The organism is Streptomyces eurocidicus (genome assembly GCF_002891295.1).
Classification (GTDB): domain Bacteria; phylum Actinomycetota; class Actinomycetes; order Streptomycetales; family Streptomycetaceae; genus Streptomyces; species Streptomyces eurocidicus.
Window position 1 is genome coordinate 788,288 of record NZ_LGUI01000001.1, and the last position, 23,108, is coordinate 811,395.

Consider the following 23,108-nt stretch of genomic DNA (forward strand, 5'->3'; position numbering starts at 1 on the left):
CATTGTGATCCCGTGGCGACGGAGGAACACCTTGTGGCCGCATGCAGAAAACGCGCCGACCACATGGCCGAACGCCTTACGGCTGCTGGGTTCACTCCGCGCGTGAGGCACCGGAAGAACCACATCCACATCGAGACGAAGGTCCCGGACCCCGTCTCGGCCGAGGTGTGGCGAGAGCTCTTAGAGGTGCTGGAGACGGCCGACTCGTTCGGACTCGTCAACGGCCGGAGCGGCTGCATCGCGTGGGCCGCCATCGACAGGGAAACCCCCGCGACAGCCAACGCCGCCCGGGGGCACGGCAATCAGCTGTGAGGAGCTGATCACGTGTTGGACCTTATCCGCCGAATCGCCGCCTGGACCAGGCGACCATTCGTTCCCATTGTGGAACAGCGTCCCCGGCACACGCCGACGGAGCACCCAGCCGCTGGCCAGACGGCGCCGCCGCCCACGACCGTCCGTCGGCCCCGGTGGTGCACGGAGCTTCTCCACGCCGAGGAGACCGCGCTCGTCCGCCTGTACGTCACGGCCGAAGGCGAACGCGACCGGCTGAAGATCGAGGCTCGTTGGCGTCCGAACGCGGCCTGCCAGCACTGGAACATGGCGGAGGCTCACTGATGATCAGGGACACCGTCACGTCCAACAGGACGCACCGCTACGTCCGCGTGCAGGTCGATCGGGAGACGGTCCGGACGGGCGACGTCATCGACGTCGGCGGCCGCGGGCTCACGGTGGTCGGCATGATCGACATGGCCGACGAGACGAAGGGCCTGCGCTTCCGCACGGGACAGAGTCTGACGATGGACCCCACGACCCGGCTGTCCGCCCTGCGGGCCGTCGAGAGGCGGTGAACCGGGGAATGGCCGCCTACTACCACTCCATCGCCGATGACCTGCGGCGACGCATCGAGTGCGCGGAGTACGTGGTCGACGAGCCGCTGCCGTCGGAGGCGAAACTCGCGATCCGCTACCGGGTCAGCGTTCCCACCATCAGGATCGCGCTCGAAGTGCTCCAGGCCGAAGGAAGGGTCGAGAAGCTCCACGGCCGGGGAAACTTCGTCCGCCGGCCCGAAGAGCGCGCCGTCTACGGAAGCGCGGGGCATGCCGTGGGCCGGCGGGCGGCGGAGAGCCCTCCGATGCAGGTCAGTGCCGAGGTCCGCACGGTGAGCGCGACGGACGGCCTGTCCGCGCTCCTGCAAGTCCGACGCGGCGCGCTGCTGACCGAGTTCGAGTACGTCAGCGTGCTGGGGACTTCCGTACGCGGCCTGGCCCGCCTCTACGTTCCGCAAAGGGTGGTGAAGCTCAAGGGGCCGGTGGTGGACCCGTCGCCGTGGGGCGACGAGGTGCGGTCGTTACTCGCCGAGGCCGGGGTGCACGTCGCGTCCACGGTCGACCGCGTCGCCTCACGGCTCCCGAGCACCGAAGAGAGGAAGGTCTTCCGCAGCGCGGCACCCGTGCTGGCAGTCGAACGAACGTCGACCGACTTCAGCGGGCAGATCGTGGAGGGCGCGCTCCTCGCACTCCCCGGCGACCGCGCGGAGGCCGTCTTCACCACCCGCACGCACGTCGAGCCCATGGAGGCAGTGGGATGACCAACGACGAAGCTCTCGCGCCCGAACCGAACGACGGTGATCTCGACCTGCGGCTCCTGCCGTGGGACGCGCCTGAAGGAAAGCCGTGCTTCCTGAGCTCGGCGGACAGCCGCGGAGTGATGTCTCGGTACGCCGACAGCGTCGAGGCCGCCCAGATGACCATCGGGGCCGACGTCCTGGCGGACGTGGAGGAGCTGCTCGCGGACCCGGCCGCGTGCTGCCGGCGTCTCCGCCCCGCGCTTCAGCAGGCTGCCGATGCGCTGAGCGACGTCCTACGGGTCGCGGAAAGTCGCGGCGCTCGCTTACCGGCGCCGGACCCCGACGAGCCGGGTCCGGATAGTGGGGAGAGGGGCCGGCTGCTGGCTCTGGAGCTGACGGCGACGCTGACCGCACTTCCGCATCCTGCGGAGTAGTACCCCCCTGAACGCGATGCGGCCCCGGCTCATCAGAGCCGGGGCCGCATCGCGTTGCTTTCAGGGCAGCGTCTCGGCGTCCACCCGGGAGAAGACGAGGTCGCTCTCGTCCACGACGGGGCCGCGCCACCGCACCGGGACCGCGGGGGCGCCACGCAGCGCTGCCGGATAGCTCGCCGGGGAGTAGTCGTTGGCGAGCCGGTACACGTGGAAGCCGTGTTCCTTCATGGTGGCGAGCAGTTCGTCAGCGGAGTCGCCCAGTCGCGCCATCCGCTCCGGGGTCACCTCGACGGTGATCTCCACGTCCGGACGAAGCCGGTCGAGCATCGGAACCATCCCGCGGACGACGCTGCCCTCCGCGCCCTCCACGTCTATCTTGATCACCCGCGCGCCGGCGATCTCCGCCTCGGTCAGCAGCTCCGGCAGCGGACGCGCCTGCATCTCGAAGGTGGACTCGGCCGGCCCGTCGTACGGGACGATGCTGTTCGCCCCCATATTGCGGGAGCTGGCGAGGGTGAAGGTCAGAGCTTCCCTGACGTCCGATACGGCGGCGTTGATCGCGCGCACGTTCTCGCAGCCATTGAGCCGAGCCTGCGCGAGGGCCTTCTCGTGGAACAGCGGGGAAGCCTCGATGGCCACTACGCCGCCCGTTTCGCCCACGAGCTGTGAGGCGAGCAGGCTGAAGTACCCGATGTTGGCCCCGACGTCGATGAAGGTGTCGCCGGACCGTAATCGCCGGCTGAGCCACCGGGTCATGTGCGGTTCCCAGGTCCCGAACATGTAGATGTAGCGCTGGATGAGGTCCTGCGTGTCGACCGCGAACCTGGAGACTGAACGGGACTGCGTGACACGGCGACGAGGGTGGTCGCGTAGATAGGGGTTCAGGTACCGCGCGGCCAACGGCGCCTTTCCGAGCGTGCCAGGAGCACGCCGCAGGTACCAGTGCCCTAAGGAGGCCAGGGCCTCCGCCGTACGGGCCTTCATTTGATCGCCGCCTCTTCACAGGGTCCACGTGAGCACAGCTGCTCGTGCAGGCGCCTGCCCAGTGATCCACTACGGCACACTTCGCCTCAGGCAGTGGACGCGACCGCCCGCCCTGCGTCAAAGGGCAGGCCCAGCATGCGAATGGCGTTCCCCCGCAGGATCTTGTAAGCGACCTCCTCAGGGAGCCCCGCCACGTGTTCGGCTGCCACCTGCTTCGTGTCCGGCCAGGTCGAGTCGACGTGCGGGTAATCGGTCTCGAAGGTGGCGTTGTCGACTCCCACGGTCTCGATGGACTCGATGCCGTGCTTGTCGCGGAAGAAGCAGCAGAAGACCTGGCGGTAGTAGTACGTGGACGGGGGCTCGGGAATCAGGCCACGGACACCTCCCCAAGCCCGGTGCTCGCGCCAGACGTCGTCGGCTCGTTCCAGGGCGTAGGGGATCCAGCCCATTTGCCCCTCGCTGTAGGCCAGGGTGAGCCGGGGAAAGCGGACAAGGACGCCGCTGAAGAGGAAGTCCGTCAGTGACGACATCGCGTTGTTGAAGCTCAGGGTCGCTTGCACAGCCGGCGGTGCGTCCGGCGAGGCCGCCGGCATCTGGGACGAGGACCCGATGTGCATGTTGACCACGGTCCCGGTCGCCTCGCAGGCAGCGAAGAACGGGTCCCAGTACCCGGAGTGGATGGACGGCAGACCGAGATACGTCGGGATCTCGCTGAAGGTCACCGCACGCACGCCGCGGGCGGCGTTGCGCTCGATCTCGGCGACGGCGAGGTCCACGTCCCACAGCGGGATCAGGCACAGAGGGATGAGCCGACCGCCGCTTTCACCGCACCATTCCTCGACCATCCAGTCGTTGTACGCCCGGACGCAGGCGAGCGCGACCTCCTTGTCCTGCGCCTCGGCGAAGGTCTGCCCACAGAACCGGGGGAACGTGGGGAAGCAGAGCGACGCCTCGACGTGGTTCACGTCCATGTCGTCGAGCCGCGCCTTCGGGTCCCAGCACCCTTTCCGCATCTGGTCACGGGTGATCCCGTCCAAGGTCATCTCATCCCGGGAGAATCCCACGGCGGCGATCACGCGCTTGTAGGGGAAGACCTGCCCTTCGTAGGCCCACCAATCCGTGATCTGACCGCCGGGGTCGGTGGTGAACCGGTACTTCCCTCCGATGTACTGCAACCCTCCGATACCGGCCCGGAAGGGCTTCGGGCCCCTGTCGCGATACTTCCGCGGAAGCCACGTCTCGAAGAGATGCGCGGGCTCGATCACGTGATCGTCCACGCTAATGATCCGGGGAAGCTCTCGTACGCCACTCGCACCCATGGCCACCACCTTTCGCCGACTCCGACTCTCCTGATGCATTGTCAGATTGACGCTACGGCCCGCGCCCGTCGACGACAAGGGACGTTTCGGAGCGGCCAGCGCCTCCCACCCACGGGCAGGAGTTTGGCGAGAAGGCGAGTAGACAAGCGCCCGGAACCGAGCCGCTATGCACCGCGATTGAGGCATCCTCCGAAGGCCGCCCCCGAGCCGCGAATGCCCCCTTTAGCCTCGATGACCCACGATCACTAGGGGGCATTATGAGCAGTTACGAACAGCGGCTCGCGATCACCATCAGTGGGCTGCTGCTGGGCGGCACCCTGGTGTGCCAAGCGTTGATCGGAACCTGGGGCACCTTCACCACGGGGGCGGCCCCCATCGTCGTGACGTACGTCACGCCAATGGCCCATGAGGAGCTCGCCGTAAAGCGGTTCGCCGCCAGATCCGTCGGTGAGCTTCTCCGACCGCCAGCGACGGCATCGATGGCTGAAAGCACCCCGTTACAGGGGCCCACCGCACTCCTAAGATCCTCTAGACATCTTTAGGAGTTGACTTCTGGAGGGCCGGGGTGGGCGCCGTCGAGCAGCTCGTCACGGTCGCCGCCGTGGTCCTCGGCGCTCTGACCACCCACCTGACCAACGCGCTGGCCGAGCGCCGTCGCAAGCACCACCAGTTGCTGACTCGGTGGGATGACCGAAAGCTCGACGCCTACGCGAATTACATCGACCTGATCCGGACCTGCATCTTTCTCGCCGTCGAGCTGTACGAGCACAAGACGGGCCTCCGGGAGAGCCGACGGACCGAGGAAGAGATCAAGGCGGAGATGACGGAAACAGCCCGCCTCCGCGGTCGCGCCTTCGAACGCATCATGCTCCTCGGCGGCGACGAGGTCGTCGAGGCCGCCCACGCCCTCAACGCGATCACCCTCGAAGTGGACTGGCAGGCACTGGGGAGGATCGCCGGCAGCCTGGAGGAGTGGCGCGAGCGCAACCGCGCGTCGTTCCGCGCGATCAACACCTTCCATGATGCGGCCCGCGACGACCTCGGCGTGAGCGGCAGAGTCACGGGAGAGCAGCACCCCGACCGAGACCTACTCCTCCCTCCTTCCTGACCGCCTCCTTAACGAGCCCGACATTAGCCGTGGCCCATCGCCAAGGGGGAAGGTCGCAGCGTGCTGATGTAAGGGCCGTACGGCGACGGCTGGATAAATTCCTTTAGACACAATGGCTTACGTAAAAGGAAGCCCCGGACAGTAAGTTGAGCGAAGCACTGCTTCACCTGCCCACTGCAGGGGCTCCCGCCCTCATGCGACCTTCGGGTCAGTTGTTTCCATAGCTCCAATTCTGCCAGGTCTTACCGGCTATGCTCCACTGCTGAACGCGGGCGCCATTGGCGTCGCTGCCGTTGTCGATCTCTATGACCTTGCCGCTGTTCACGTTGTAGATGTAGCTGCTCGCGAACTTCCAGCGCTGGGTGTCCCGGTCCCCGCAAGACCACTGCTGGACGGGCGCGCCGTTATCTGTGCGGGAGTCCGCGATCTCCAAGCACTTCCCACTGTTGCGGTTGATGATCCGGTACGCACCGTTGTCGCCCTGAACCTTCCACCGAGCCCCGGCCTGCCCCGCACAGTTCCACATCTGAGCCCGGGCGCCGTTGCTCTGACTCGAGCCGTCGATCTCCAGACACTTCCAGTTCCAGTTATTTACCAGAGTGGTGTCGTTTTGATTGATGGCGAGGCTGACGTTAGGGGTCAGCAAGATGGCTGCAAGTGCGGCCATTACGAGCCCGATAAGCTTGCCGATTTTCTTCACCGAGTATTCCTCTTCCTGAGAGCTGGAGGGGGTCCGGATGAGTGACCTGGAACGTCAGAGGTATCGCCGATTGCTGCGCGCGCCAGGAGTGCTTGTGCTGGCGGCGCAACCATCAGCCCCTGAAGTGCGACTTGCCCTGACTTGTCATGAACACCCCTTGGTCATGATCATATATGCCATGATCATCGGCCCTCGCCGCCCGTGCCACCAGTGACAATCCCGCCAAGTCGGCAGCGAGACCGCCATGAGATCTGGCTGGAGCGCGGCCGCAGTGGTATAGACGTGTGTGCGGGCTCGCTCCGCCCCCCCCATGCCTGGCCGATGAGGTCAACTTCCTATGATCCTTAGGTGAAGCTTCTCCCTCGCTGGTTGATCAGCCTCTCTGCGGTCGCCACCCTGTTCGCCTCGGCCGGCTGCTCGTCCGACGACAGTGCCCGAGTCGCCGCCCCGGACCCAGCCCCTCCGGAAAAGCAGGCTCAGCTCTGTCGGGCGCTGAATAAAGAACTTCCTGAGGTCATCGATGAGAAGAAGCGTCGACCTGTCTCTCCAGCGTCGGATTTCACTGCCGCTTGGGGAAGACCCTCAATTTCGTTGCGCTGCGGAGTGAGACGCCCATTGCTGGTAACGGAGGGCTACAAGTACTACAGGCCCAATTCGCCGACGATCGAGATCAGAGACGTCGAATGGCTGCCTGAGGAGCAGTCGGACGGAAGTGTCCGGCTCACGACTTCAAAGCGAACCGCTTGGGTGGAAGTGACAATTCCAGCGAAGTACGCGGGCCTCAGCGGTGAGTTTAGTATGCTTTTTGATCTCTCTGACGCGGTCAGGGAAACCATCCCCTTCGGCTACATTGAATAGCGAATACCTGCCCGCATGATGGCCACCCATGCCCTCAACGCAGCGGCTCTCGAAGTCGGCTGGCAGGCGCACAGCAGCACAGGGAATCTGAAGAACCGGGCGATGTTCCGCGCGATCAACGCCTTCCACGACGAATCCGCATGGACTTCATCGTCAGCGGCAGAGTCACCGGCGAGCAGCACCCTGAACGTGACCTGCTATTACCGCCGAGGCGGTTTGACTCCTAGGCCCATCAGCTACTAACGCGGGTCGCCCAACAGGACGAGACCATCCCACTTGCATCGCCCTCCAAATGACCGCGCTCAGCACTCAGTCAAAGTTTCCCCTTTCGCCAAGCTCCCGGCTGCGCGTCCGCTCCGCCCCGGCTGCACCGACGCGCGCCCACATGGATAGCCCCGGGCCATGAGTCGCGAACCCAAGACGCCATAGCCACCGGTCAAAGCGATGCCTCCCGGCAGGGGATCGGCCGACTCCGGGATGGAGGGGGCGCCGTTGCCGAGTACGGGCCATGCGTAGCTGACGTAGGGAGCTCCTATCCCGTCTGCCATCGACCCAGGCAGAGGGATAGGAGCTGGGGCGAGTGGTGGGCTGAGGAAGAGGAGCAGCGTCGGCGGTCGAGTCACCGTTGCGAGAGTGAGATGTTCCTGCAACTGCCGCCGGTCGGCCGCAACAATGACGTCATGGATCAGGGACTCGCAGCTGTTCTTGGTGGTGCTGTCGGCGCTCTGGGCGCAGGGCTGACAGCAAGCCTTGGGTTCTGGCAAGCCCGCTGGGTGACCAGGCAGCAAATATCAGGCACCAACGGCCAATGGCGAAGGCAGGTGCAGCGAGACGCTTACGGGATCTTCCTCGACCGCTACCTGAAGCTGACCCGCTTCCTCGGCGAGACGGAGAAGAAGATAAGGAATCAGGAGTACACCGAGACGGATGCAGGCCGGATTGCTTCGTCAGTGGGCACCCAACTTGATGATCTACTGACCGCCATCATCACAGTGGATCTAGAGGGCCCTCCGGAGCTGGGAACCAGCGCACACCAGGGGTACGACGCGATGCGGGACTGGTGGATCGCCCTTACCAGGCTGGCCAACGCCCTTGCAGACGATGAGCTGGCGCCAGGCCACTCGCAAGCTGTGACGGAAGCGCAGCACGATGCGGGGGAACAAATCGGGCACTTTGCCAGACTGGCGCAACAGCACTTGAATGAGATCCGCTAATACCGTGTTAGTGCCGCCGCTAGAGAGCCGTTTCGACAGCTCAGCCCTCGGTGTGGGTGGGCACGCAGTGAGCGTCTAACTGCGCGACAGTCCTCGCGTACGGCAGCGAACACCTGCGAACGCCGGCGGACAGCAACAGCAGGTGAAGGGCACGCCAAGCCAAGTTCAGACACCCACGCCAGTTGCTTCGGGACAAAGATCAGGGATCGATACGCTGCGCCGTCATAGCCCCGGAACTGAACTCAGCCTTCCCGAAAAACGGGTAAACCTCGCCCAGAACGGGGTCAGGTAGGCAAGATGCCGCAGGTCAGATGCCTTCTGGCGGCCCCCACGCTAGGCGCCTTCTAAGCGCTTGGCCGCAGGTTCGAGTCCTGCCGGGGGCGCTCGCTCCATGGCGCACGCCCTTCCCTGTCGGGAGGGGCGTTTTTGCTGGCCCCCGGGTGCGGGGCGGGGCCGCCACCTGTCCCGGCGCCGGACTGCCCGTCAAAAACGGGAAAACCGGGGGGGGATCCCACGCAGCCCACTGGCCTTCGGCGCCTGAGCGGCGGCGGAACACGGTGCGACAAGGCAGAGGTCGCCGCCGGGGTACGGCCGTTGGCGGGAACGGCACGGCAGTGGGGCCCCGGCCGTGATCACATGCTCTCTGCTCCGGCGTTCAGGTCTGCCGGGTACTACCGGTGTCGATGAGGATCTGTCCGGCCCGGGTGATGTTGTCGGCCCGTACGGCCCTGGCCATCGCGGCACGTGCCGCGTCGGGCGTGGCGTCGGGCGGGACCACCAGCAGGGCGAAGTGATCGTTCTCGCCCCGTGTGATGAGGACAGTGTCGTCACCGACCGGGAAGGAATCGATGTGTACAACCAGGTCGTCAATGGTCAGCCGGGTCGGGAGCTCTCCCCAGGCGCTCGTGTCCAGGCCGACACGGGTGATGGGTCCGAGGTGCTCGGTCAGGGCGGTGACCAGGCCGGGAAGTTCGGCACCGATGTCGCGGGAGCGCGGCCACCACGCGCCGTCCAGGACTCCCCCGCGCTCCTGTGTCGTCTCCAGCCGCAGGAGCGCCGTCCCGGGTGTCACGGCGTGGTGGATCGCGTCCGGTAGAAGCCCAGGAAGGCGTGGGGTGTCGGAATCGGCCATGGTGTGCTCGCCTGCCTCCGAGGATTCGGCGCGTTCGTTCGTCGTCCGGGGTGCGTCGCGGTCACCGGGCGAAGCGCTCGCCGTGATCCCACCGTACTCCGCAGGCCGGCCGCGGGCCCGCCACAGGGCCGTCGCACGCCCGCGCTCCCGGGGATTGCCCTGGTCGCGCAGGGTCTGCGGACCGCCTGCCGGAGTAGGGTGGGGAGACCGGGAACCCTTCGTACACCGGCTTCCACGCGGGTGTCGTTCCCGGCGAGTCACCATGCCGGGCAGTCGACGACGAGCCCGGGGGCAGGTTCGCATCATGGCTGTCGCCCTCGACCATCCGATCACCGATGAGCATGCCCCTTCGCCGCCCGCTCGCCTGTCCCTGACACCGGGGACGACGCCCGGCCTTCTGGACGGCGCCTGGTGGCCCCGCTCACGCGATCTCTCCCGCGAGCTCCCCGCACTGGCGGAGAGGCTGGACCACTCCTGGGGGCGGGTCACCCGCGTCACGGTGAATCCGGCCTTCTGGCCCGTGATCCCCCGCAAGGTTCCCGTCACCGGGCACACGGTGCACGTGGGGTGGTTCTCGAATGAGCAGGACCCGCACAAGCTCCTCGTGTTCTCCTACACCGCGGACCGCCTGGACCTGCTGATCATCCCGCCGGAGACCGCCCCGGCCGCGGCCGCCCGGCTGATGTCCGCCGCGACCGTCCCCGGAAGCCTCCTCACCACGAGCAGGCTGATGGAGGACGAACGGGCGGCCGACGACGCGACGGAGTCACGGGGCCGCGAAGAGGAGTGGGAGACCGAGGGCGGGACCGCGCCGCCATCGGCCGGGATCCGGACCGGGCCGCCACGCTCCGCCCGAGGGATGTGAGAGGACCTTGGAGATCGCCGTCACTCTGGCCGTGATCCTCGGCATGATCGCTGTGGGAGCCCTTCTGATCCACCGGCTCAATGCCCAGCACAACGAAAGGATCGCCGGCTTCCGCTACAGCGGCGTCCTGCCGTGGCGTGACAGCCGAAGCCGGAACCGCCCACGGTCGGCCATCGACCCCGCCGGACCTCTCCTCGCCCGAAACCGCCGCGGGCAACCGCACGGGGGGCCGCAGGCGACTCCGGCTTTTCTCCGGCCTGAGGAAGTGACCATGACGCCCGCACGTCCCACCCGCGCCCCGGCGGAGCCGGTGCTGTCGGCGGGACGCGCCGACATTCGCATCGTCGCCGCGTCCCCCGAGACCGCCCGCCACGTCGCGGAGGTCCTCCGGCACTGCTTCGATTCCACCGAGCAACGCAGCTACCCGACCGGCCGCGAAGGCGGTACCCGGCTCCACCTCACCGTCGACACCACACATCCCGCCGAGCCCGCGCGGTCCTGGCTGGCGACCAGCCGGACTTCGGAGGCCGGCCGGCCGCCGAATGACGAGGTCTGAACAGCCCGCGGCCCTCCCCTCATCCCGGAGGGCGGAGCTCCCGAAAGGGCACTACCGTTGGCCCATGAGCGTCTTCATCAAGCTGGTGGAGAATCGTCCGCCGAAGGAGTACGCGAACGATCGGACGGCGGATATCTCCTACGGCGACACCACCGAGGGTAATTCCGAGGTCACTTACCAATACGACGTGCTTCCCGGCGGCACCCTGAGAATCCTGCGGGTCACAAGAGGAGAAGAAGCCGTCGTCCATGCGGTCTACGCCCCGGGCCTGTGGTTTCGCGTCGAGGGCCTCTGCCGCGGCACTACGGAATAGCACTACGGAATAGCGGCCCGGGCAGGAGACGTCATATCTCGCCCGCTGGAGCGAGGCCGGACCGCGGCAGCGGCCGCACGAGATCTACCGGCCGAGCCGGACACGGCGACGTCACCCGGCTCGGGCACCCGGTCGAGGCCGTGCAGCCCCCGAGGACGCGTTGCCGGGGGCGCTCGCTCCATGTCGCACGCCCCTCCCTGTCGGGAGGGGCGTTTTCGCTGGTCGGGTGGGGCTCAGGGGGCGGGCGCGGAGGGATGCCGGGCGGAGCCGCCCGGATGCTGACGGTCCGGTTGGCACCGGCCCCGGACAGCCCCCAGGATCCTTCCCGCGGCCGTATGACCCAAACGGGTGATTACGCTGACCAACTCTTCCAAAAATCCTCAAATCGGCGGACTCTTCTGACCATGGGTTCCCCGCCGCAACGGGGAATCGGGGGAAGGGAGTACGCACCCATGCACGTATCGAGGAGTGCCGTCAGGCGCGCGGCAAGACTGGTCCTCTCCTTCGGCGCGGCGCTCGCGCTGGTCACCGGCTTCTCCGCCGAGGCCCAAGCGGCCAACGGAAAGCTCAGCTTCAAGGACGCGGACGGGATCGTGCACGAGAGGGCCAATCCCACCGACGGCGTGTGCTACAGCTTCACCAAGCCCGCGGTGAGCGTCGACAACTTCACGGACACGGACGGCAGGCTCTTCACGGGCAGCCTGTGCGAGGAAGGCACCTTCCTCATCGACATCTTCAAAGGGACGTCCCTGGTCTTCGGCGGAACGAAGCCCATGAGTGCCAAGCTGGGGGGCTGACCGGCATGGGCGTCCGGGCACGGGCGGGGCGCGCGGCCCTCACCCTGGTCACATCGATCGCACTGGTCACCGGTCTCGCCGGCGAATCACCGGCGGCCACGGGGACGTTGACGTACACGGACGCGCAGGGCGTGGCACACCAGAAGGTCAATCCACCGGACGGCGAGTGCGCCTTCTTCGGATCCCCGGCGGTCAGGGTCGAAAACGCCACGGGTACCGATGCCGCGCTGTATCGCGACCAGAATTGCCAGGATTTCCTCATCACCGTGTTCAAGGGGACGGCGCTGACGTTCAGCTCATCAAAACCGCAGAGCATCAAATTCGGCTGAGCCGGCCGGGAGTCAGGACGGTAATCATGCACGCAGCACTCGCACGGACGGGACGGGCCGCGCTGGCCCTCGGCACGGCACTCGTACTGGCCACGGGGCTCTCCACCAGCGCCCAGGCCATGACGGGCACGTTCACCTACCGCAGCAATGACGGAAGCGTGGACTCCTTCCAGGACAAGCCGAACGGCACCTGCTTCTTCTTCCTCTTCGCGGCGTCCAAGATCTCCAACAACACGAACACCAAGGCGACGGTCTACCAGAGCGCGACGTGCGGCAGCGGCCCCACGGTGGTCGTACCGTCCCGTGGTTCCACGGACGTCGGTGCCGACACTCTCAACAGCGTGAAATTCGGCTGAGCGGAGCCCCGAGGTCCGCTCACTCCGCCGGGGCGCCGCCGCACCGGGCGCGGTCGCTCCGCGCAGGTCGGCGGACAGCTCCCCGTCGCCGGAGGCGGGGAGCACCCGGGAACAAGCATGGCGCCCGCGAAGGATCGAGGGCGCCACACGGGTGCGGTCCTGGGTGAGGGTGCCCGGGACCGCCGGCTGCTCGCACATCACCCGCGGGTCGTCGCCCCGCGGGTCTGTGTCACCCGTTGATGCAGGTGTTGCCGGACGCCGCGTTCAGCAGGCCGACGATGTCGATGGTGTTGCCGCAGAGGTTGATCGGAACGTGGACCGGGATTTGGATGACGTTCCCGGAGACGACGCCGGGCGAACCGGCGGCCACGCCATTGGCGCCGGCGTCGGCCACGGCGCTGCCGGTCAGGCCCGCGAGCGTGGCGCCGACGGTGGCGGTCAGAACAGCTGTTTTGGCGATACGTGACATGCGGAGAACACCTTTGCTCGGTCGTACTGGAGGGCACCCGGCCGGTGACGGTCGGGGCCCGGATCAACGCCGATCCCTCGCAAAGGTTTCGTACATGGCGCGGACGGGTGATTCCTTATTCCGCCCGTGTATTCCGGTCATTTCACCGGGCAGAGGGGAGAGCGGGACCGGTGCCCCCGGGAGCGAGCGGCACCCTGCCACCACCCAGGTCTCCCCCGCTCCTCCCGTCACGCAGGCTCCGCCGCCAGCCGTACCGCGAACGCCTCCAGCTCCTCGCGCCACCCGGCCGCCAGCCGCGTCGCCGCCGCCGTCCGCGAGGCGCGGTCGACCAGCTCCCGGATGAGGCGCTCCGCGATGCCCCGCTCCTCCCGCTCCAGGAGGATCTCCCGCAGCAGCTCCGCGTCCCAGTCGTACTCGGGGCCGCCGTCGAGGAAGCCGCGCAGCCGCCAGGCCGCGTGCAAGGAGCGGGCGTAGGCGTCGTACGGGGCGTCGAGGTCGGGGCGGTCGGCGAGCGCGGCGCCCAGCCGTAGCGGGTGGCGCACCGCGTACCAGCCGGCGGCGCAGCCGCGGTCGCATCCCGATATGCACCGCCCCGGCCACGGGTCGTCGAGGTATTCGGCGGCCATGGCCTCGTGGGCGTACGTGCCGACGGCCCGCTCCACGCGCATGTCGTCCCAGAGCTGCCAGGCGGTGCCGGGCAGCCGTGCCGCGAGCCGGTCGGCGAGGGTGAGCGCGAGGTCGCCGGCGAGGGTGGCGGTGGACTCGCCGAACCGCCTGGCCTCGCCCGCCCAGCCGTTCCGCTCGTGCTCGGCGGCCCGGCTGACGTGGAGGGCGGGGATACCCCGGCGCAGGGCGGCGTTGTCCCGGACGTCACCGCGGATGAGCGTGCAGGTGTCGAGGAGTTCCAGCGCGGCGGCGGCGTCCACGGCCTCGGGCGCCTCGGGGTCGCCGCCGGCCGCGAGGTAGCCGGTGACGAGGGTGAGCGGACGGACCCGGTCGACGCCCACGGCGACGAGCTCGGCGAGGGACTCGATCAGTCCGGCGCCCCGGGTGTCGGCGGTCCGCCAGCGCCGGTGTTCGTCGTTGAGGAGCCCGCGCAGGCGCTCCTCTACCCGGTCGAGCATCCCGGCGCGCTGGAGCTGGGGCGCCATCTCCTGAGGCGCCACCGCGCGCGGCGGCCTGGGTTGCGTCGTCATCGTGTGCCTCCCTGGATCGGCTTCGGCCCTGCGACCGACCCTGCCGGGCGGATGCTCCGCTCTCATCGGCGGAGCGTGACCGGCCGTAAGACTTCCCATCGCAGCGCGCGGGAAGCGACGGTTTCCTGCCATACCGGAATGGGTCATGCCTGGGGCGCACCAAGGGGCAGCAGGGCCTGGATGCGGGCGCCCCCCGGGTCTCCTGGTGCGCCCGTTGCGCGCTCTTGCCCCGCGACGGGGTCTCCTGCCCTGGCCGGCGGGGGTCAGGCGCACGTGAATGTGGCTCATATTCGGCTGTTGCGCAGATGCGCGAAATCGCTCTCGCCCGCCGCCGGGGCGGACGGTGGGGGTGTCGTGCCGGTTACCGCCGCACGTCAAGGTCGTACGGATCTTCGATCGGGCGGCGGGGGCGGGGCGCCGACCGCCGCCGTCCACCGCCGGGGTCGGTGTCCCTGACACACATCAGGCCAATTCCCCGGACCTCGCGGTAAGGGGACGGGCGGAGGCCCGGCGGGGCGGGCGGCGACCGGCCGTGGCACCCACGCGGCGTCTGTACACCGGCCGCCGAGCGCCGCTACAACGGATGAGGACCCGGCTTTCCGACCATGGGCACGGCTCCGGCCGAGGACTTCGGACTCCGCGCTCCGGGCCGCCGGCCCGGGTCGTCGGCTCCGGACCACGCGGCGGCCGGGCGGCGGACGACCCCCGGGCCCGTGGAGGCGGCGGTGCGCAGGATCGCGATTGTCGGCGCGGGGCAGGCGGGGCTGCAACTGGCCCTGGGGCTGCTGGCCGGGCGCGCCGGGGTGGGTACGGGGACAGGTACGGGGACAGGTACGGGTACCGAGAACGGCGCGGGCACCGGCGACACACGCCGCGCAGGAGACACCGGGGACACGGGGAACACCGGAGGCAGCAGTGACGCCCGCGACCGGGCGGACACCGGCTACGAAGCCACCGGTTACGAAGTCACCGTCCACGCGGCCCTCACGCCCGAGCGGCTCCGGACCGGCCGCGTCCGTTCCACCCAGGTGATGTTCGGCCCCGCCCTCGCCCTGGAGCGGGCCGCCGGGCTGGCCCTGTGGGAGGCGGAGACGCCCCCGCTCACGAGCCTGCGGCTGGCCGCCGCCGATCCGCCCGGCACCCCGTCCGCCCGGCTGACCGCGACGCTCGACGAGCCCGCGCAGTCGGTCGACCAGCGGGTGAAGACGGCCCGCTGGCTGGAGCTGGTGGAGGAGCGCGGCGGCCGGGTGGAGTACGGCGAGGTCGAGCCCGGCAGGTTGGAAGGGATCGCCGCCGGGCACGACCTTACGGTCGTCGCCACCGGCCACGGCCCCCTCTCGGAGATCTTCGACCGGGACGCGCGGCACAGCCCGTACGACCGGCCCCGGCGGCATCTGGCCGGCCTCTACGCGCACGGCGTGGCCCGGGCCCCGGAGGCACCCGGCGCGCAGGTGCGGACCAACCCCGTAGCGGACCTCGGGGAGTTCTTCGCGATGGAGGGCACGACCGTGTCCGGGCCGTGCGCGATGCTGATGTGGACGGCCCGGCCGGGCGGCGCGTTCGACTGCTGGCAGGACCGTCCGGGCCCGGACGCGACGGCCGCGCGCACGCTGGAGCTGCTGCGGACCCACCTCCCGTGGGAGTACGAGCTGTGCGCGGGGCTGGAGCCGACGGACGCGGGCGCGGCGCTCACGGGCGCCGTCACGCCCGTCGTCCGGCACCCGGTGGCGCGGGTCGGGGCGGACGCGTACGTCCTCGGCATGGCGGACGCGGTGGTGCTCAACGACCCGGTGTCGGGCCAGGGCGCCAACAGCGCGGCCCGCTGCGCCGACACGTATCTGCGCGCCGTCCTGGACCACGGCGACCGCCCGTTCGACCGTACGTGGATGCTGCGGACGTTCGCCGCGTACTGGGAGCACGCCCGTCATGTGACGGCCTTCAGCAACATGCTGCTGGAGCCGTTGCCCGGGCACGCGGAGCGGGTCCTGACCGCCGCGGTCGACCACCCCGAGGTGGCGCACCGGTACTTCAACGGCTACGCCGACCCGGCGGGCTTCCAGGACTGGTTCATGGAGGCCGACCGGGCCGACGCCTATCTGGCGGCCGTGACGGGGCGTACGCCCGTGGGCGACGGGTGAGGCCGGCGGGGCGGCAGGCCCCTCGCGCCGTCCGGGGGCGCCGCCGGTAGCCTGGAATCCGGTGGCGGCCGCAGCCGTACCGGTCACTCACGGGTACCGGATCGGCCGACCGGATCGGCGACAGGCCGGTACCGGACCGGCAACGGATCGGCCCGAGACCGGCAGCGGCCCGGCACCGGACCGGCGGCCGGACGAGCCGCCGCGCGGCGGTGGGGCCCGCCGTACCCGAACCGCGGCCCGGACGCCGCCGACGGTCCCTGCTTGCGTACGACCGCGCCTTCGCGAGGGGGCCTGCGAGTGGGAGGCGGAGATGGGCCCGTCACGGGCGGTGGCAGACAGCGGTCCCGGGGTGCGCGCGCCCGGGCGCGCGCAGGGTCGGCGGGACGGGCAGGGCCCGGTCGTCTGCGCCGTGTCGCTCGGCGGCGGCCTGGGCGCCGCCGCCCGCTACGGCGCGGGCCTGCTGTGGCCGACGCCGGCCGGCGCCTTCCCCTGGACCACGTTTCTGGTCAACACCGTAGGGTGCGCCCTCATCGGCGTCCTCCTTACGGTCATCGCGGCGCTTCCGGCGCCCCACCGGCTGCTGCGGCCGTTCCTGGGCACCGGGGTCCTCGGCGGGTTCACCACGTTCTCCACGTACGCGGTGGACGTCCAGCGGCTGGCCGCGGACGGGCGGCTGCCGACGGCGGTCGCGTACGTCGTGGGCACACCGGTCGCCGCGCTGGCCGCGGTGTGGGCGGCGGCGACCGCGACCCGGCGCCTCACCGTAAGGAGGACGGGATGAGCGCGAACCCCCCGAACGGCACGCCCGCGGACGGCACGTCCCCGAACGACACACCCTCCGGTGGCTCGTCCCGGAACGGCACACCCCCCGGCGGCTCGTCTTCTAACGGCGCGTCCTCCAACGGCGCGCCCGCCCACGGCGCGCTCCCGGGCGGCCCGGCGCTCCGGCTGACGGTCTATCTGGGCGAGTCCGACACCTGGCGCCACCGCCCCCTCCACACGGAGATCGTGCACCGCGCCCACGCGGCCGGGCTCGCGGGCGCGAGCGTCTTCCACGGCGTCGAGGGCTTCGGCGCCTCCTCGGTCGTGCACACCGCCCGGCTGCTGTCCCTGAGCGAGGACCTGCCGGTGGCCGTCGTGATCGTCGACACCGAGGAGCGCGTACGGGCCTTCCTGCCCACCCTGGACGAGCTCCTGGGCGAGGACCGCCTGGTCGTGCTCGACGAGGTGCAGGTCGTCCGCCGGCCGGGCGGCGGGGGTCGCCCCGCGTGAACTGGCTGTTCGTCGTCGGCGGGGCCATGGCAGGCGCCCCCCTGCGCTATCTCACCGACCGGGCCGTGCAGGCCCGGCACGACTCCGTGCTCCCCTGGGGCACGTTCACCGTGAACGTCATCGGCTGCCTGGTCCTCGGCGTCCTCACCGCCGCCGCGCCGGGCCACCTCCGCCTGCTCCTGGGCACGGGCTTCTGCGGCGCGCTCACCACGTACTCGACCTTCTCCTACGAGACCCTGAACCTGGCCACGACGGGCGCCCGCGGCTACGCGGCGGCGAACGCCCTCGGGAGCGTGGTGGTGGGTCTGGGCGCGGCGTGGGCGGGGGTCGGGCTGGGCGGGGCGCTGTGGGGGTGACCACTCATTCGAACGTGTGATCCTTCGACTGTTCCACGCCGGGGCCGGCTGCGGGGCCAGTACCGTGACGAGCACGCCCCACCCACAACGGAGGCCCCGTGAGCGCGCAACCCGACGGCCCGTACGGACCGCTGATCCCCATGCCCGAGCTCAATGCCGACGCGCTCAGAGTCGCCGTGGCCCAGATCCTGCCGAGCAGGCTCCCCGCCTTCACCAGACAGTTGTCCGAAGCGGCGACGAACGCGCAGAAGATGCAGAGTCTCGCTCCACTGAGGACCTTCGTCCACTACTGGGCCGTGATCGTCGCGATCGAGCGTCACCCGCAGCGCGGTGCCCGCCTGCACGAACTCGAACGCGCCCTCGCTGCGGGCGAGGCGGGCAGGGAAGCCGTTACGGAGGTCAGGCTCATCTGGGAGGCAGCGGAAGCCGAGGCCGGACTGTGAGCGATTGGGGCTGGGAGTACGACCCGAGCGAGGAATATCTCACCAAGGGTCTGCCGCCCGGAGCCGTGGCCGAGGTGGAGCGGCTCGCCACGGAACTCGCCGCGCTCGGCATGGACGCGGCCAAGGTGGGCGAGCCGGTCGGGAAGGAGGGCGGGCTGCGGGAGCTGCCGATCTTCGGCGGACTCGGCCTCATCGGCTTTCCAGCGGTTCCCCGGGACAGCCGCGTCTATGTCGTCAACATCGTCTGGTCCGGCTGACATCCCGGGATCATTCATCGCCTTCCCGTACCCCCAGGTGCTCCAGCAGCACCGCCCGTAGCTCCCGTGCCGCCCTCGGCGGGGCGACGTCCTTACGGTGGGCCACCGCGATCGTGCGGCGCATCCGGGTGCCCTCGAAGGGCGTCACGCGCAGCCCCGAGCGGGCCGCGACCATGCCCGGGACGACGGCGAGGCCGAGCCCCGCGCGGACGAAGCCCAGGACCGCGTCCATCTCGCCGCCCTCGACCGTGAACGCCGGCTCGAAGCCCGCCGCCCGGCAGGCCGCCGTGGTGATCTCGCGGAGGTCGTAGCCGCGCCGGAACATCACCATCGGCAGGCCCTCCAGGTCCGTCACGCGGAGCGCGCGGCGCCGGGCGGGCGGGGGCGCGGTGGGGGCGGAGACGACGACCAGGTCCTCGCGGAGGAGCTCCGTGGTGGCCAGGGCGGGGGCGCCGACCGCGAGCGGGGTGATGATCAGGGCCAGGTCGAGGCCGCCCGCCGCGAGGGTGCGGACCAGGTCCTGCGAGCCGCCCTCGTCGACGACGAGCTCGATGCCCGGATAGCGGGCGTGGTAGGCGCGCAGCACGTCGGGGACCAGGCTCGCGCACAGGCTCGGCGGGGCGCCGAGCCGGACCCGGCCGCGGCGCAGCTGGACGACCTCCTCGACCTCGCGGCGCGCCGTCTCGGTGTCGGCGAGGATCTGCCGGGCCAGCGGCAGCAGCGCCTCGCCCGCGTCCGTCAGCGTGATGTTGCCCCGGGCGCGGTGGAAGAGCTCGGCGCCCAGCTCCCGCTCCAGGGCGCGGATCTGCTGGGAGAGCGAGGGCTGGGCGACGTGCAGCGCCTCGGCCGCGTGGGTGAAGTGACGGACTTCGGCGAGAGTCGCGAAGTAGCGGAGCTGCTGAAACTGCACCCGAGCATCGTATATAGGCATCTCCTATCGAAACCAGCTCCACCATGTCTTGGACGGATCGAACACCGTGGTCCTAGCGTCGGGTTCCATGGCACTGGCGACCCGGACGGAACGGACTCCGTCCCTCATCGGCTCCGTGTGGCGCTCCACCGTCGGCAAGAAGGCGGTCATGGCGGTCACCGGCGTGATCATGCTGGCGTACCTGGTCGCCCACATGCTGGGCAATCTGAAGGTGTTCTTCGGGGCCGGGGAGTTCAACCACTACGGGGCGTGGATCCGCACCATCGGCGAGCCCTTCCTGCACCACAAGTGGTTCCTGTGGATCGCCCGGGTGGTGCTGGGCTCGGCGGTCGTGCTGCACGGCGTGGCCGCGTTCCAGCTGAGCCGCCGCGACCTCGCCGCCCGGCCGGCCAAGTACGCGCACGCCCGGCGCCGTGCGAGCTACGCGACCCGCACCATGCGCTGGGGCGGGGTGATCCTCGCGCTGTTCATCGTCTGGCACATCCTCGATCTCACCACCCTGACGGTGAACCCCAACGCCGAGGAGGGCCGCCCGTACGAGAACCTCGTCGCCTCCTTCGACCGGCCGCCCGTCACCGCCCTCTACATCGTGGCGATGCTCGCCCTCGGGCTGCACATCCGGCACGGCTTCTGGAGCGCGGCGCAGACGCTGGGCGCGAACTCACCGCGCCGCGACCGGCTGTTCAAGGTGCTCGCCAACGCCCTGGCGCTTTTGCTGACCTGCGGCTTCATCGCCGTACCCGTGGGAGTCATGACTGGAGTCGTGAGCTGAGATGGACACCACCCTGAACGACACCCTGGACAACAGCCCGGACGGAACCGGCGAGTACCACCGCTACCGCGTCGGCGCCCCCGTCGCCGACACCAAGGCGCCCGACGGCCCGATCGCCGAGCGCTGGGACCGGCGCCGCTTCGAGGCCAAGCTGGTCAACCCCGCCAACCGCCGCAAGCAGACCGTCATCGTGGTCGGCACCGGCCTCGCGGGCGGCGCGGCCGGCGCGACCCTCGCCGAGCAGGGCTACCGCGTGGTCCAGTTCTGCTACCAGGACTCGCCGCGCCGCGCCCACTCCATCGCCGCGCAGGGCGGCATCAACGCCGCGAAGAACTACCGCAACGACGGCGACTCCGTGCACCGGCTCTTCTACGACACCGTGAAGGGCGGCGACTTCCGCGCCCGCGAGTCCAACGTCCACCGCCTCGCCCAGGTCTCGGTCGAGATCATCGACCAGTGCGTCGCGCAGGGCGTGCCCTTCGCCCGCGAGTACGGCGGGCTGCTGGACACGCGCTCCTTCGGCGGCGTGCAGGTCTCGCGGACCTTCTACGCGCGCGGGCAGACCGGCCAGCAGCTGCTGCTCGGCGCGTACCAGGCGCTGAGCCGGCAGATCGACGCGGGCAACGTCGAGATGCACGCCCGCACGGAGATGCTCGACCTGATCGTGGTGGACGGGCGGGCCCGCGGCATCGTCGCCCGGGACCTGATCACGGGCGCCGTCGGCACCTACCTGGCCGACGCGGTCGTCCTCGCCTCCGGCGGCTACGGCAATGTCTTCTACCTCTCCACCAACGCCAAGAACTCCAACGCCACCGCGGCCTGGCGGGCGCACCGCCGGGGCGCCTACTTCGCCAACCCCTGCTTCACCCAGATCCACCCCACCTGCATCCCGCGCTCCGGCGACCACCAGTCGAAGCTGACGCTGATGAGCGAGTCGCTGCGCAACGACGGCCGCATCTGGGTGCCCAAGGCCAAGGGCGACACCCGCCCGCCGGCCTCGATCCCCGAGGACGAGCGCGACTACTACCTGGAGCGGATCTATCCCTCCTTCGGCAACCTCGTCCCGCGCGACATCGCCTCCCGCGCCGCGAAGAACGTCTGCGACGAGGGCCGCGGCGTCGGCCCCGGCGGGCAGGGCGTCTACCTCGACTTCGCCGACGCGATCACCCGCCTGGGCCGCGAGGCGGTCGAGGCGAAGTACGGCAACCTCTTCGAGATGTACGAGCGGATCACCGCCGAGGACCCGTACCGGGTGCCGATGCGGATCTACCCGGCGATCCACTACACCATGGGCGGCCTGTGGGTGGATTACGACCTCCAGACCACGCTCCCCGGCCTCTTCGCGATCGGCGAGGCCAACTTCTCCGACCACGGCGCCAACCGGCTGGGCGCGTCCGCGCTGATGCAGGGGCTGGCCGACGGCTATTTCGTCCTGCCGTCCACCATCAACGACTTCCTGGCCCGGCACCCGCACGACGCCGTGCCCGGGGACCACCCCGCCGTGGCGGAGGCCGTCGCGGAGGTGACGGACCGGCTGCGGCGCCTGCTGGCCGTCGACGGCGACCGCACCCCGGACTCCTTCCACCGCGAGCTCGGCGAGCTGCTGTGGGACGAGTGCGGCATGGCCCGCACGGACGCCGGGCTGCGCAAGGCGCTGGACCGCATCCCCGCGCTCCGGGAGGAGTTCTGGCGGCGCGTCAAGGTGCCGGGGACCGGCGCGGAGCTCAACCAGTCCCTGGAGAAGGCCAACCGGATCGTCGACTACCTGGAGCTGGCCGAGCTGATGTGCCTGGACGCCCTGCACCGCACGGAGTCCTGCGGCGGCCACTTCCGCGAGGAGAGCCGCACTCCGGAGGGCGAGGCCGCCCGTAAGGACGACGAGTTCTCGTACGCGGCCGCCTGGGAGTTCACGGGGACGGGCAGCGCGCCCGTGCTCCACAAGGAAGACCTGCGATTCGCATACGTCCACCCCACTCAGCGGAGCTACGCGTGAACCTCACCCTGCGCATCTGGCGCCAGCGCACCGCCGACGCGGCGGGCGCGATGACCTCCTACGAGGTCTCGGGCATCAGCGAGGACATGTCCTTCCTGGAGATGCTCGACCACCTCAACGAAGAGCTGATCCTCGCCGGCGACGAGCCCGTCGCCTTCGACCACGACTGCCGCGAGGGCATCTGCGGCGCCTGTGGCATGGTCATCAACGGGCAGGCGCACGGCCCCGAGCGGACCACCACCTGCCAGCTGCACATGAGGCACTTCGCGGACGGCGACACCGTCGACGTCGAGCCGTGGCGGGCGGCGGCGTTCCCCGTCGTGAAGGACCTGGTCGTGGACCGGTCCGCCTTCGACCGCGTCATCGGCTCCGGCGGCTATGTCTCCGTCCCCACGGGCTCCGCGCCCGAGGCCCACGCGACGCCCGTCCCCAAGCCCGTGGCCGACCTGGCCTTCGAGCACGCCGAGTGCATCGGGTGCGGGGCGTGCGTGGCGGCCTGCCCGAACGGGTCGGCGATGCTCTTCACATCGGCGAAGGTCGTCCACCTGAACGCGCTGCCGCAGGGGGCTCCGGAGCGGGAGTCCCGGGTGCTGGGCATGGTGGGGGCGATGGACGCGGAGGGGTTCGGGGGGTGCACGAATACGGGTGAGTGCGCTACGGCTTGCCCCAAGGGGATTCCCTTGCAGTCGATCGCGACGATGAACCGGGAGTTCTTGCGGGCGTCGCTGCGGGGTGGGCGCGGCGCGTAG

29 protein-coding genes are annotated in these 23,108 nt (G+C 69.8%); 22 read left to right on the forward strand and 7 right to left on the reverse strand.

Going from position 1 to position 23,108, the window contains the following annotated elements; genetic code table 11:
* Positions 1 to 102: 102 nt before the first annotated feature.
* The 4 genes from AF335_RS03475 to AF335_RS03495 all read left to right on the forward strand — a co-directional run bounded on the left by AF335_RS03475 (position 103) and on the right by AF335_RS03495 (position 2,001).
* Positions 103 to 312 carry a hypothetical protein gene (locus tag AF335_RS03475; RefSeq protein ID WP_102916720.1) on the forward strand — a complete coding sequence of 70 codons (210 nt, stop codon included), beginning with the start codon at positions 103 to 105 and terminating at the stop codon, positions 310 to 312.
* A gap of 302 nt (positions 313 to 614) precedes the next feature.
* Positions 615 to 848 carry a hypothetical protein gene (locus tag AF335_RS03485; protein WP_102916722.1) on the forward strand — a complete coding sequence of 78 codons (234 nt, stop codon included), beginning with the start codon at positions 615 to 617 and terminating at the stop codon, positions 846 to 848.
* The gene (locus AF335_RS03490) at positions 845 to 1,588 is read left to right on the forward strand and encodes a GntR family transcriptional regulator (protein ID WP_146045415.1); all 744 of its coding nucleotides are present in this window, start codon (positions 845 to 847) and stop codon (positions 1,586 to 1,588) included. Before AF335_RS03485 ends, AF335_RS03490 begins: the two co-directional genes overlap by 4 nt.
* The gene (locus AF335_RS03495) at positions 1,585 to 2,001 is read left to right on the forward strand and encodes a hypothetical protein (protein WP_102916724.1); all 417 of its coding nucleotides are present in this window, start codon (positions 1,585 to 1,587) and stop codon (positions 1,999 to 2,001) included. The genes AF335_RS03490 and AF335_RS03495 overlap by 4 nt, the downstream gene beginning before the upstream one ends.
* Positions 2,002 to 2,061: 60 nt before the next feature.
* On the opposite strand, the gene AF335_RS03500 is transcribed toward AF335_RS03495, so the two are convergent.
* Together AF335_RS03500 and AF335_RS03505 are read right to left on the reverse strand one after the other, a co-directional pair.
* A complete protein-coding gene (locus AF335_RS03500; protein ID WP_102916725.1) occupies positions 2,062 to 2,985 on the reverse strand; it encodes an FkbM family methyltransferase in 924 nt (307 codons plus the stop codon).
* Between the two features lie 86 nt (positions 2,986 to 3,071).
* Positions 3,072 to 4,304 carry an amidohydrolase family protein gene (locus tag AF335_RS03505; RefSeq protein ID WP_102917024.1) on the reverse strand — a complete coding sequence of 411 codons (1,233 nt, stop codon included), beginning with the start codon at positions 4,302 to 4,304 and terminating at the stop codon, positions 3,072 to 3,074.
* Positions 4,305 to 4,869: 565 nt separating this feature from the next.
* Between AF335_RS03505 and AF335_RS03515 the strand changes: the two genes are divergently transcribed.
* Positions 4,870 to 5,412 carry a hypothetical protein gene (locus AF335_RS03515; RefSeq protein WP_102916727.1) on the forward strand — a complete coding sequence of 181 codons (543 nt, stop codon included), beginning with the start codon at positions 4,870 to 4,872 and terminating at the stop codon, positions 5,410 to 5,412.
* Between the two features lie 208 nt (positions 5,413 to 5,620).
* On the opposite strand, the gene AF335_RS03520 is transcribed toward AF335_RS03515, so the two are convergent.
* The gene (locus AF335_RS03520) at positions 5,621 to 6,112 is read right to left on the reverse strand and encodes an RICIN domain-containing protein (RefSeq protein WP_102916728.1); all 492 of its coding nucleotides are present in this window, start codon (positions 6,110 to 6,112) and stop codon (positions 5,621 to 5,623) included.
* A 348-nt stretch (positions 6,113 to 6,460) separates the two neighbouring features.
* On the opposite strand from AF335_RS03520, the gene AF335_RS03525 reads away from it, so the two are divergent.
* Together AF335_RS03525 and AF335_RS03530 are read left to right on the forward strand one after the other, a co-directional pair.
* On the forward strand, positions 6,461 to 6,970 hold the full coding sequence (locus AF335_RS03525) for a DUF3515 domain-containing protein (protein WP_244926893.1): 510 nt from the start codon (positions 6,461 to 6,463) through the stop codon (positions 6,968 to 6,970).
* Between the two features lie 638 nt (positions 6,971 to 7,608).
* The gene (locus AF335_RS03530; protein ID WP_146045416.1) at positions 7,609 to 8,184 is read left to right on the forward strand and encodes a hypothetical protein; all 576 of its coding nucleotides are present in this window, start codon (positions 7,609 to 7,611) and stop codon (positions 8,182 to 8,184) included.
* Between the two features lie 655 nt (positions 8,185 to 8,839).
* Here the strand turns inward: AF335_RS03530 and AF335_RS03535 are convergent.
* Entirely contained in the window at positions 8,840 to 9,316 is a 477-nt protein-coding gene (locus AF335_RS03535; RefSeq protein WP_102916730.1) for a DUF5994 family protein, read from the reverse strand.
* Positions 9,317 to 9,620: 304 nt separating this feature from the next.
* Here AF335_RS03535 and AF335_RS03540 point away from each other — a divergent pair, with 304 nt between their 5' ends.
* The 6 genes from AF335_RS03540 to AF335_RS03565 all read left to right on the forward strand — a co-directional run bounded on the left by AF335_RS03540 (position 9,621) and on the right by AF335_RS03565 (position 12,532).
* Positions 9,621 to 10,181, forward strand: coding sequence for a DUF5994 family protein (locus tag AF335_RS03540; RefSeq protein WP_102916731.1), 561 nt, complete (start codon positions 9,621 to 9,623; stop codon positions 10,179 to 10,181).
* Between the two features lie 271 nt (positions 10,182 to 10,452).
* A complete protein-coding gene (locus AF335_RS03545) occupies positions 10,453 to 10,737 on the forward strand; it encodes a hypothetical protein (protein ID WP_102916732.1) in 285 nt (94 codons plus the stop codon).
* A gap of 64 nt (positions 10,738 to 10,801) precedes the next feature.
* A complete protein-coding gene (locus AF335_RS03550) occupies positions 10,802 to 11,050 on the forward strand; it encodes a hypothetical protein (RefSeq protein ID WP_102916733.1) in 249 nt (82 codons plus the stop codon).
* A gap of 452 nt (positions 11,051 to 11,502) precedes the next feature.
* Positions 11,503 to 11,847: a type 1 glutamine amidotransferase family protein gene (locus AF335_RS03555; RefSeq protein WP_102916734.1), complete on the forward strand. Its 345-nt coding sequence runs from the start codon at positions 11,503 to 11,505 to the stop codon at positions 11,845 to 11,847.
* 5 nt (positions 11,848 to 11,852) lie between these two features.
* Positions 11,853 to 12,176 carry a hypothetical protein gene (locus AF335_RS03560; RefSeq protein ID WP_102916735.1) on the forward strand — a complete coding sequence of 108 codons (324 nt, stop codon included), beginning with the start codon at positions 11,853 to 11,855 and terminating at the stop codon, positions 12,174 to 12,176.
* A 26-nt stretch (positions 12,177 to 12,202) separates the two neighbouring features.
* Positions 12,203 to 12,532 (forward strand): hypothetical protein, encoded by a 330-nt coding sequence (locus AF335_RS03565; protein ID WP_102916736.1) that lies wholly within the window; start codon positions 12,203 to 12,205, stop codon positions 12,530 to 12,532.
* A 229-nt stretch (positions 12,533 to 12,761) separates the two neighbouring features.
* On the opposite strand, the gene AF335_RS03570 is transcribed toward AF335_RS03565, so the two are convergent.
* On the reverse strand, positions 12,762 to 13,001 hold the full coding sequence (locus tag AF335_RS03570; RefSeq protein WP_102916737.1) for a chaplin: 240 nt from the start codon (positions 12,999 to 13,001) through the stop codon (positions 12,762 to 12,764).
* A 227-nt stretch (positions 13,002 to 13,228) separates the two neighbouring features.
* Entirely contained in the window at positions 13,229 to 14,197 is a 969-nt protein-coding gene (locus AF335_RS03575; RefSeq protein ID WP_228773210.1) for a polyprenyl synthetase family protein, read from the reverse strand.
* Between the two features lie 605 nt (positions 14,198 to 14,802).
* Between AF335_RS03575 and AF335_RS03580 the strand changes: the two genes are divergently transcribed.
* The 6 genes from AF335_RS03580 (at position 14,803) to AF335_RS03605 (ending at position 18,663) form a co-directional block, all read left to right on the forward strand.
* The gene (locus tag AF335_RS03580) at positions 14,803 to 16,335 is read left to right on the forward strand and encodes a styrene monooxygenase/indole monooxygenase family protein (RefSeq protein ID WP_228773211.1); all 1,533 of its coding nucleotides are present in this window, start codon (positions 14,803 to 14,805) and stop codon (positions 16,333 to 16,335) included.
* 310 nt (positions 16,336 to 16,645) lie between these two features.
* Entirely contained in the window at positions 16,646 to 17,116 is a 471-nt protein-coding gene (crcB, locus tag AF335_RS03585; protein WP_102916738.1) for a fluoride efflux transporter CrcB, read from the forward strand.
* 167 nt (positions 17,117 to 17,283) lie between these two features.
* Entirely contained in the window at positions 17,284 to 17,607 is a 324-nt protein-coding gene (locus tag AF335_RS03590; RefSeq protein ID WP_102917027.1) for a DUF190 domain-containing protein, read from the forward strand.
* The gene (gene crcB / locus AF335_RS03595) at positions 17,604 to 17,963 is read left to right on the forward strand and encodes a fluoride efflux transporter CrcB (RefSeq protein ID WP_102916739.1); all 360 of its coding nucleotides are present in this window, start codon (positions 17,604 to 17,606) and stop codon (positions 17,961 to 17,963) included. The genes AF335_RS03590 and crcB (AF335_RS03595) overlap by 4 nt, the downstream gene beginning before the upstream one ends.
* Positions 17,964 to 18,061: 98 nt before the next feature.
* Complete coding sequence (locus AF335_RS03600) at positions 18,062 to 18,406, forward strand: DUF6247 family protein (RefSeq protein WP_102916740.1); 345 nt, start codon at positions 18,062 to 18,064, stop codon at positions 18,404 to 18,406.
* Positions 18,403 to 18,663, forward strand: a complete 261-nt coding sequence (locus tag AF335_RS03605) for a hypothetical protein (RefSeq protein WP_102916741.1) — start codon at positions 18,403 to 18,405, stop codon at positions 18,661 to 18,663. Before AF335_RS03600 ends, AF335_RS03605 begins: the two co-directional genes overlap by 4 nt.
* Before the next feature lie 10 nt (positions 18,664 to 18,673).
* Here AF335_RS03605 and AF335_RS03610 read toward each other — a convergent pair whose 3' ends face one another.
* Positions 18,674 to 19,573 (reverse strand): LysR family transcriptional regulator, encoded by a 900-nt coding sequence (locus AF335_RS03610; RefSeq protein WP_102916742.1) that lies wholly within the window; start codon positions 19,571 to 19,573, stop codon positions 18,674 to 18,676.
* An 88-nt stretch (positions 19,574 to 19,661) separates the two neighbouring features.
* Here AF335_RS03610 and AF335_RS03615 point away from each other — a divergent pair, with 88 nt between their 5' ends.
* From AF335_RS03615 to AF335_RS03625, 3 genes are read left to right on the forward strand one after another with little or no spacing between them, the layout of a single operon-like run.
* Positions 19,662 to 20,366 (forward strand): succinate dehydrogenase cytochrome b subunit, encoded by a 705-nt coding sequence (locus AF335_RS03615; protein ID WP_102916743.1) that lies wholly within the window; start codon positions 19,662 to 19,664, stop codon positions 20,364 to 20,366.
* 1 nt (position 20,367) lies between these two features.
* Positions 20,368 to 22,359: a fumarate reductase/succinate dehydrogenase flavoprotein subunit gene (locus AF335_RS03620; RefSeq protein WP_228773212.1), complete on the forward strand. Its 1,992-nt coding sequence runs from the start codon at positions 20,368 to 20,370 to the stop codon at positions 22,357 to 22,359.
* Positions 22,356 to 23,108: a succinate dehydrogenase/fumarate reductase iron-sulfur subunit gene (locus tag AF335_RS03625; protein WP_102916744.1), complete on the forward strand. Its 753-nt coding sequence runs from the start codon at positions 22,356 to 22,358 to the stop codon at positions 23,106 to 23,108. Before AF335_RS03620 ends, AF335_RS03625 begins: the two co-directional genes overlap by 4 nt.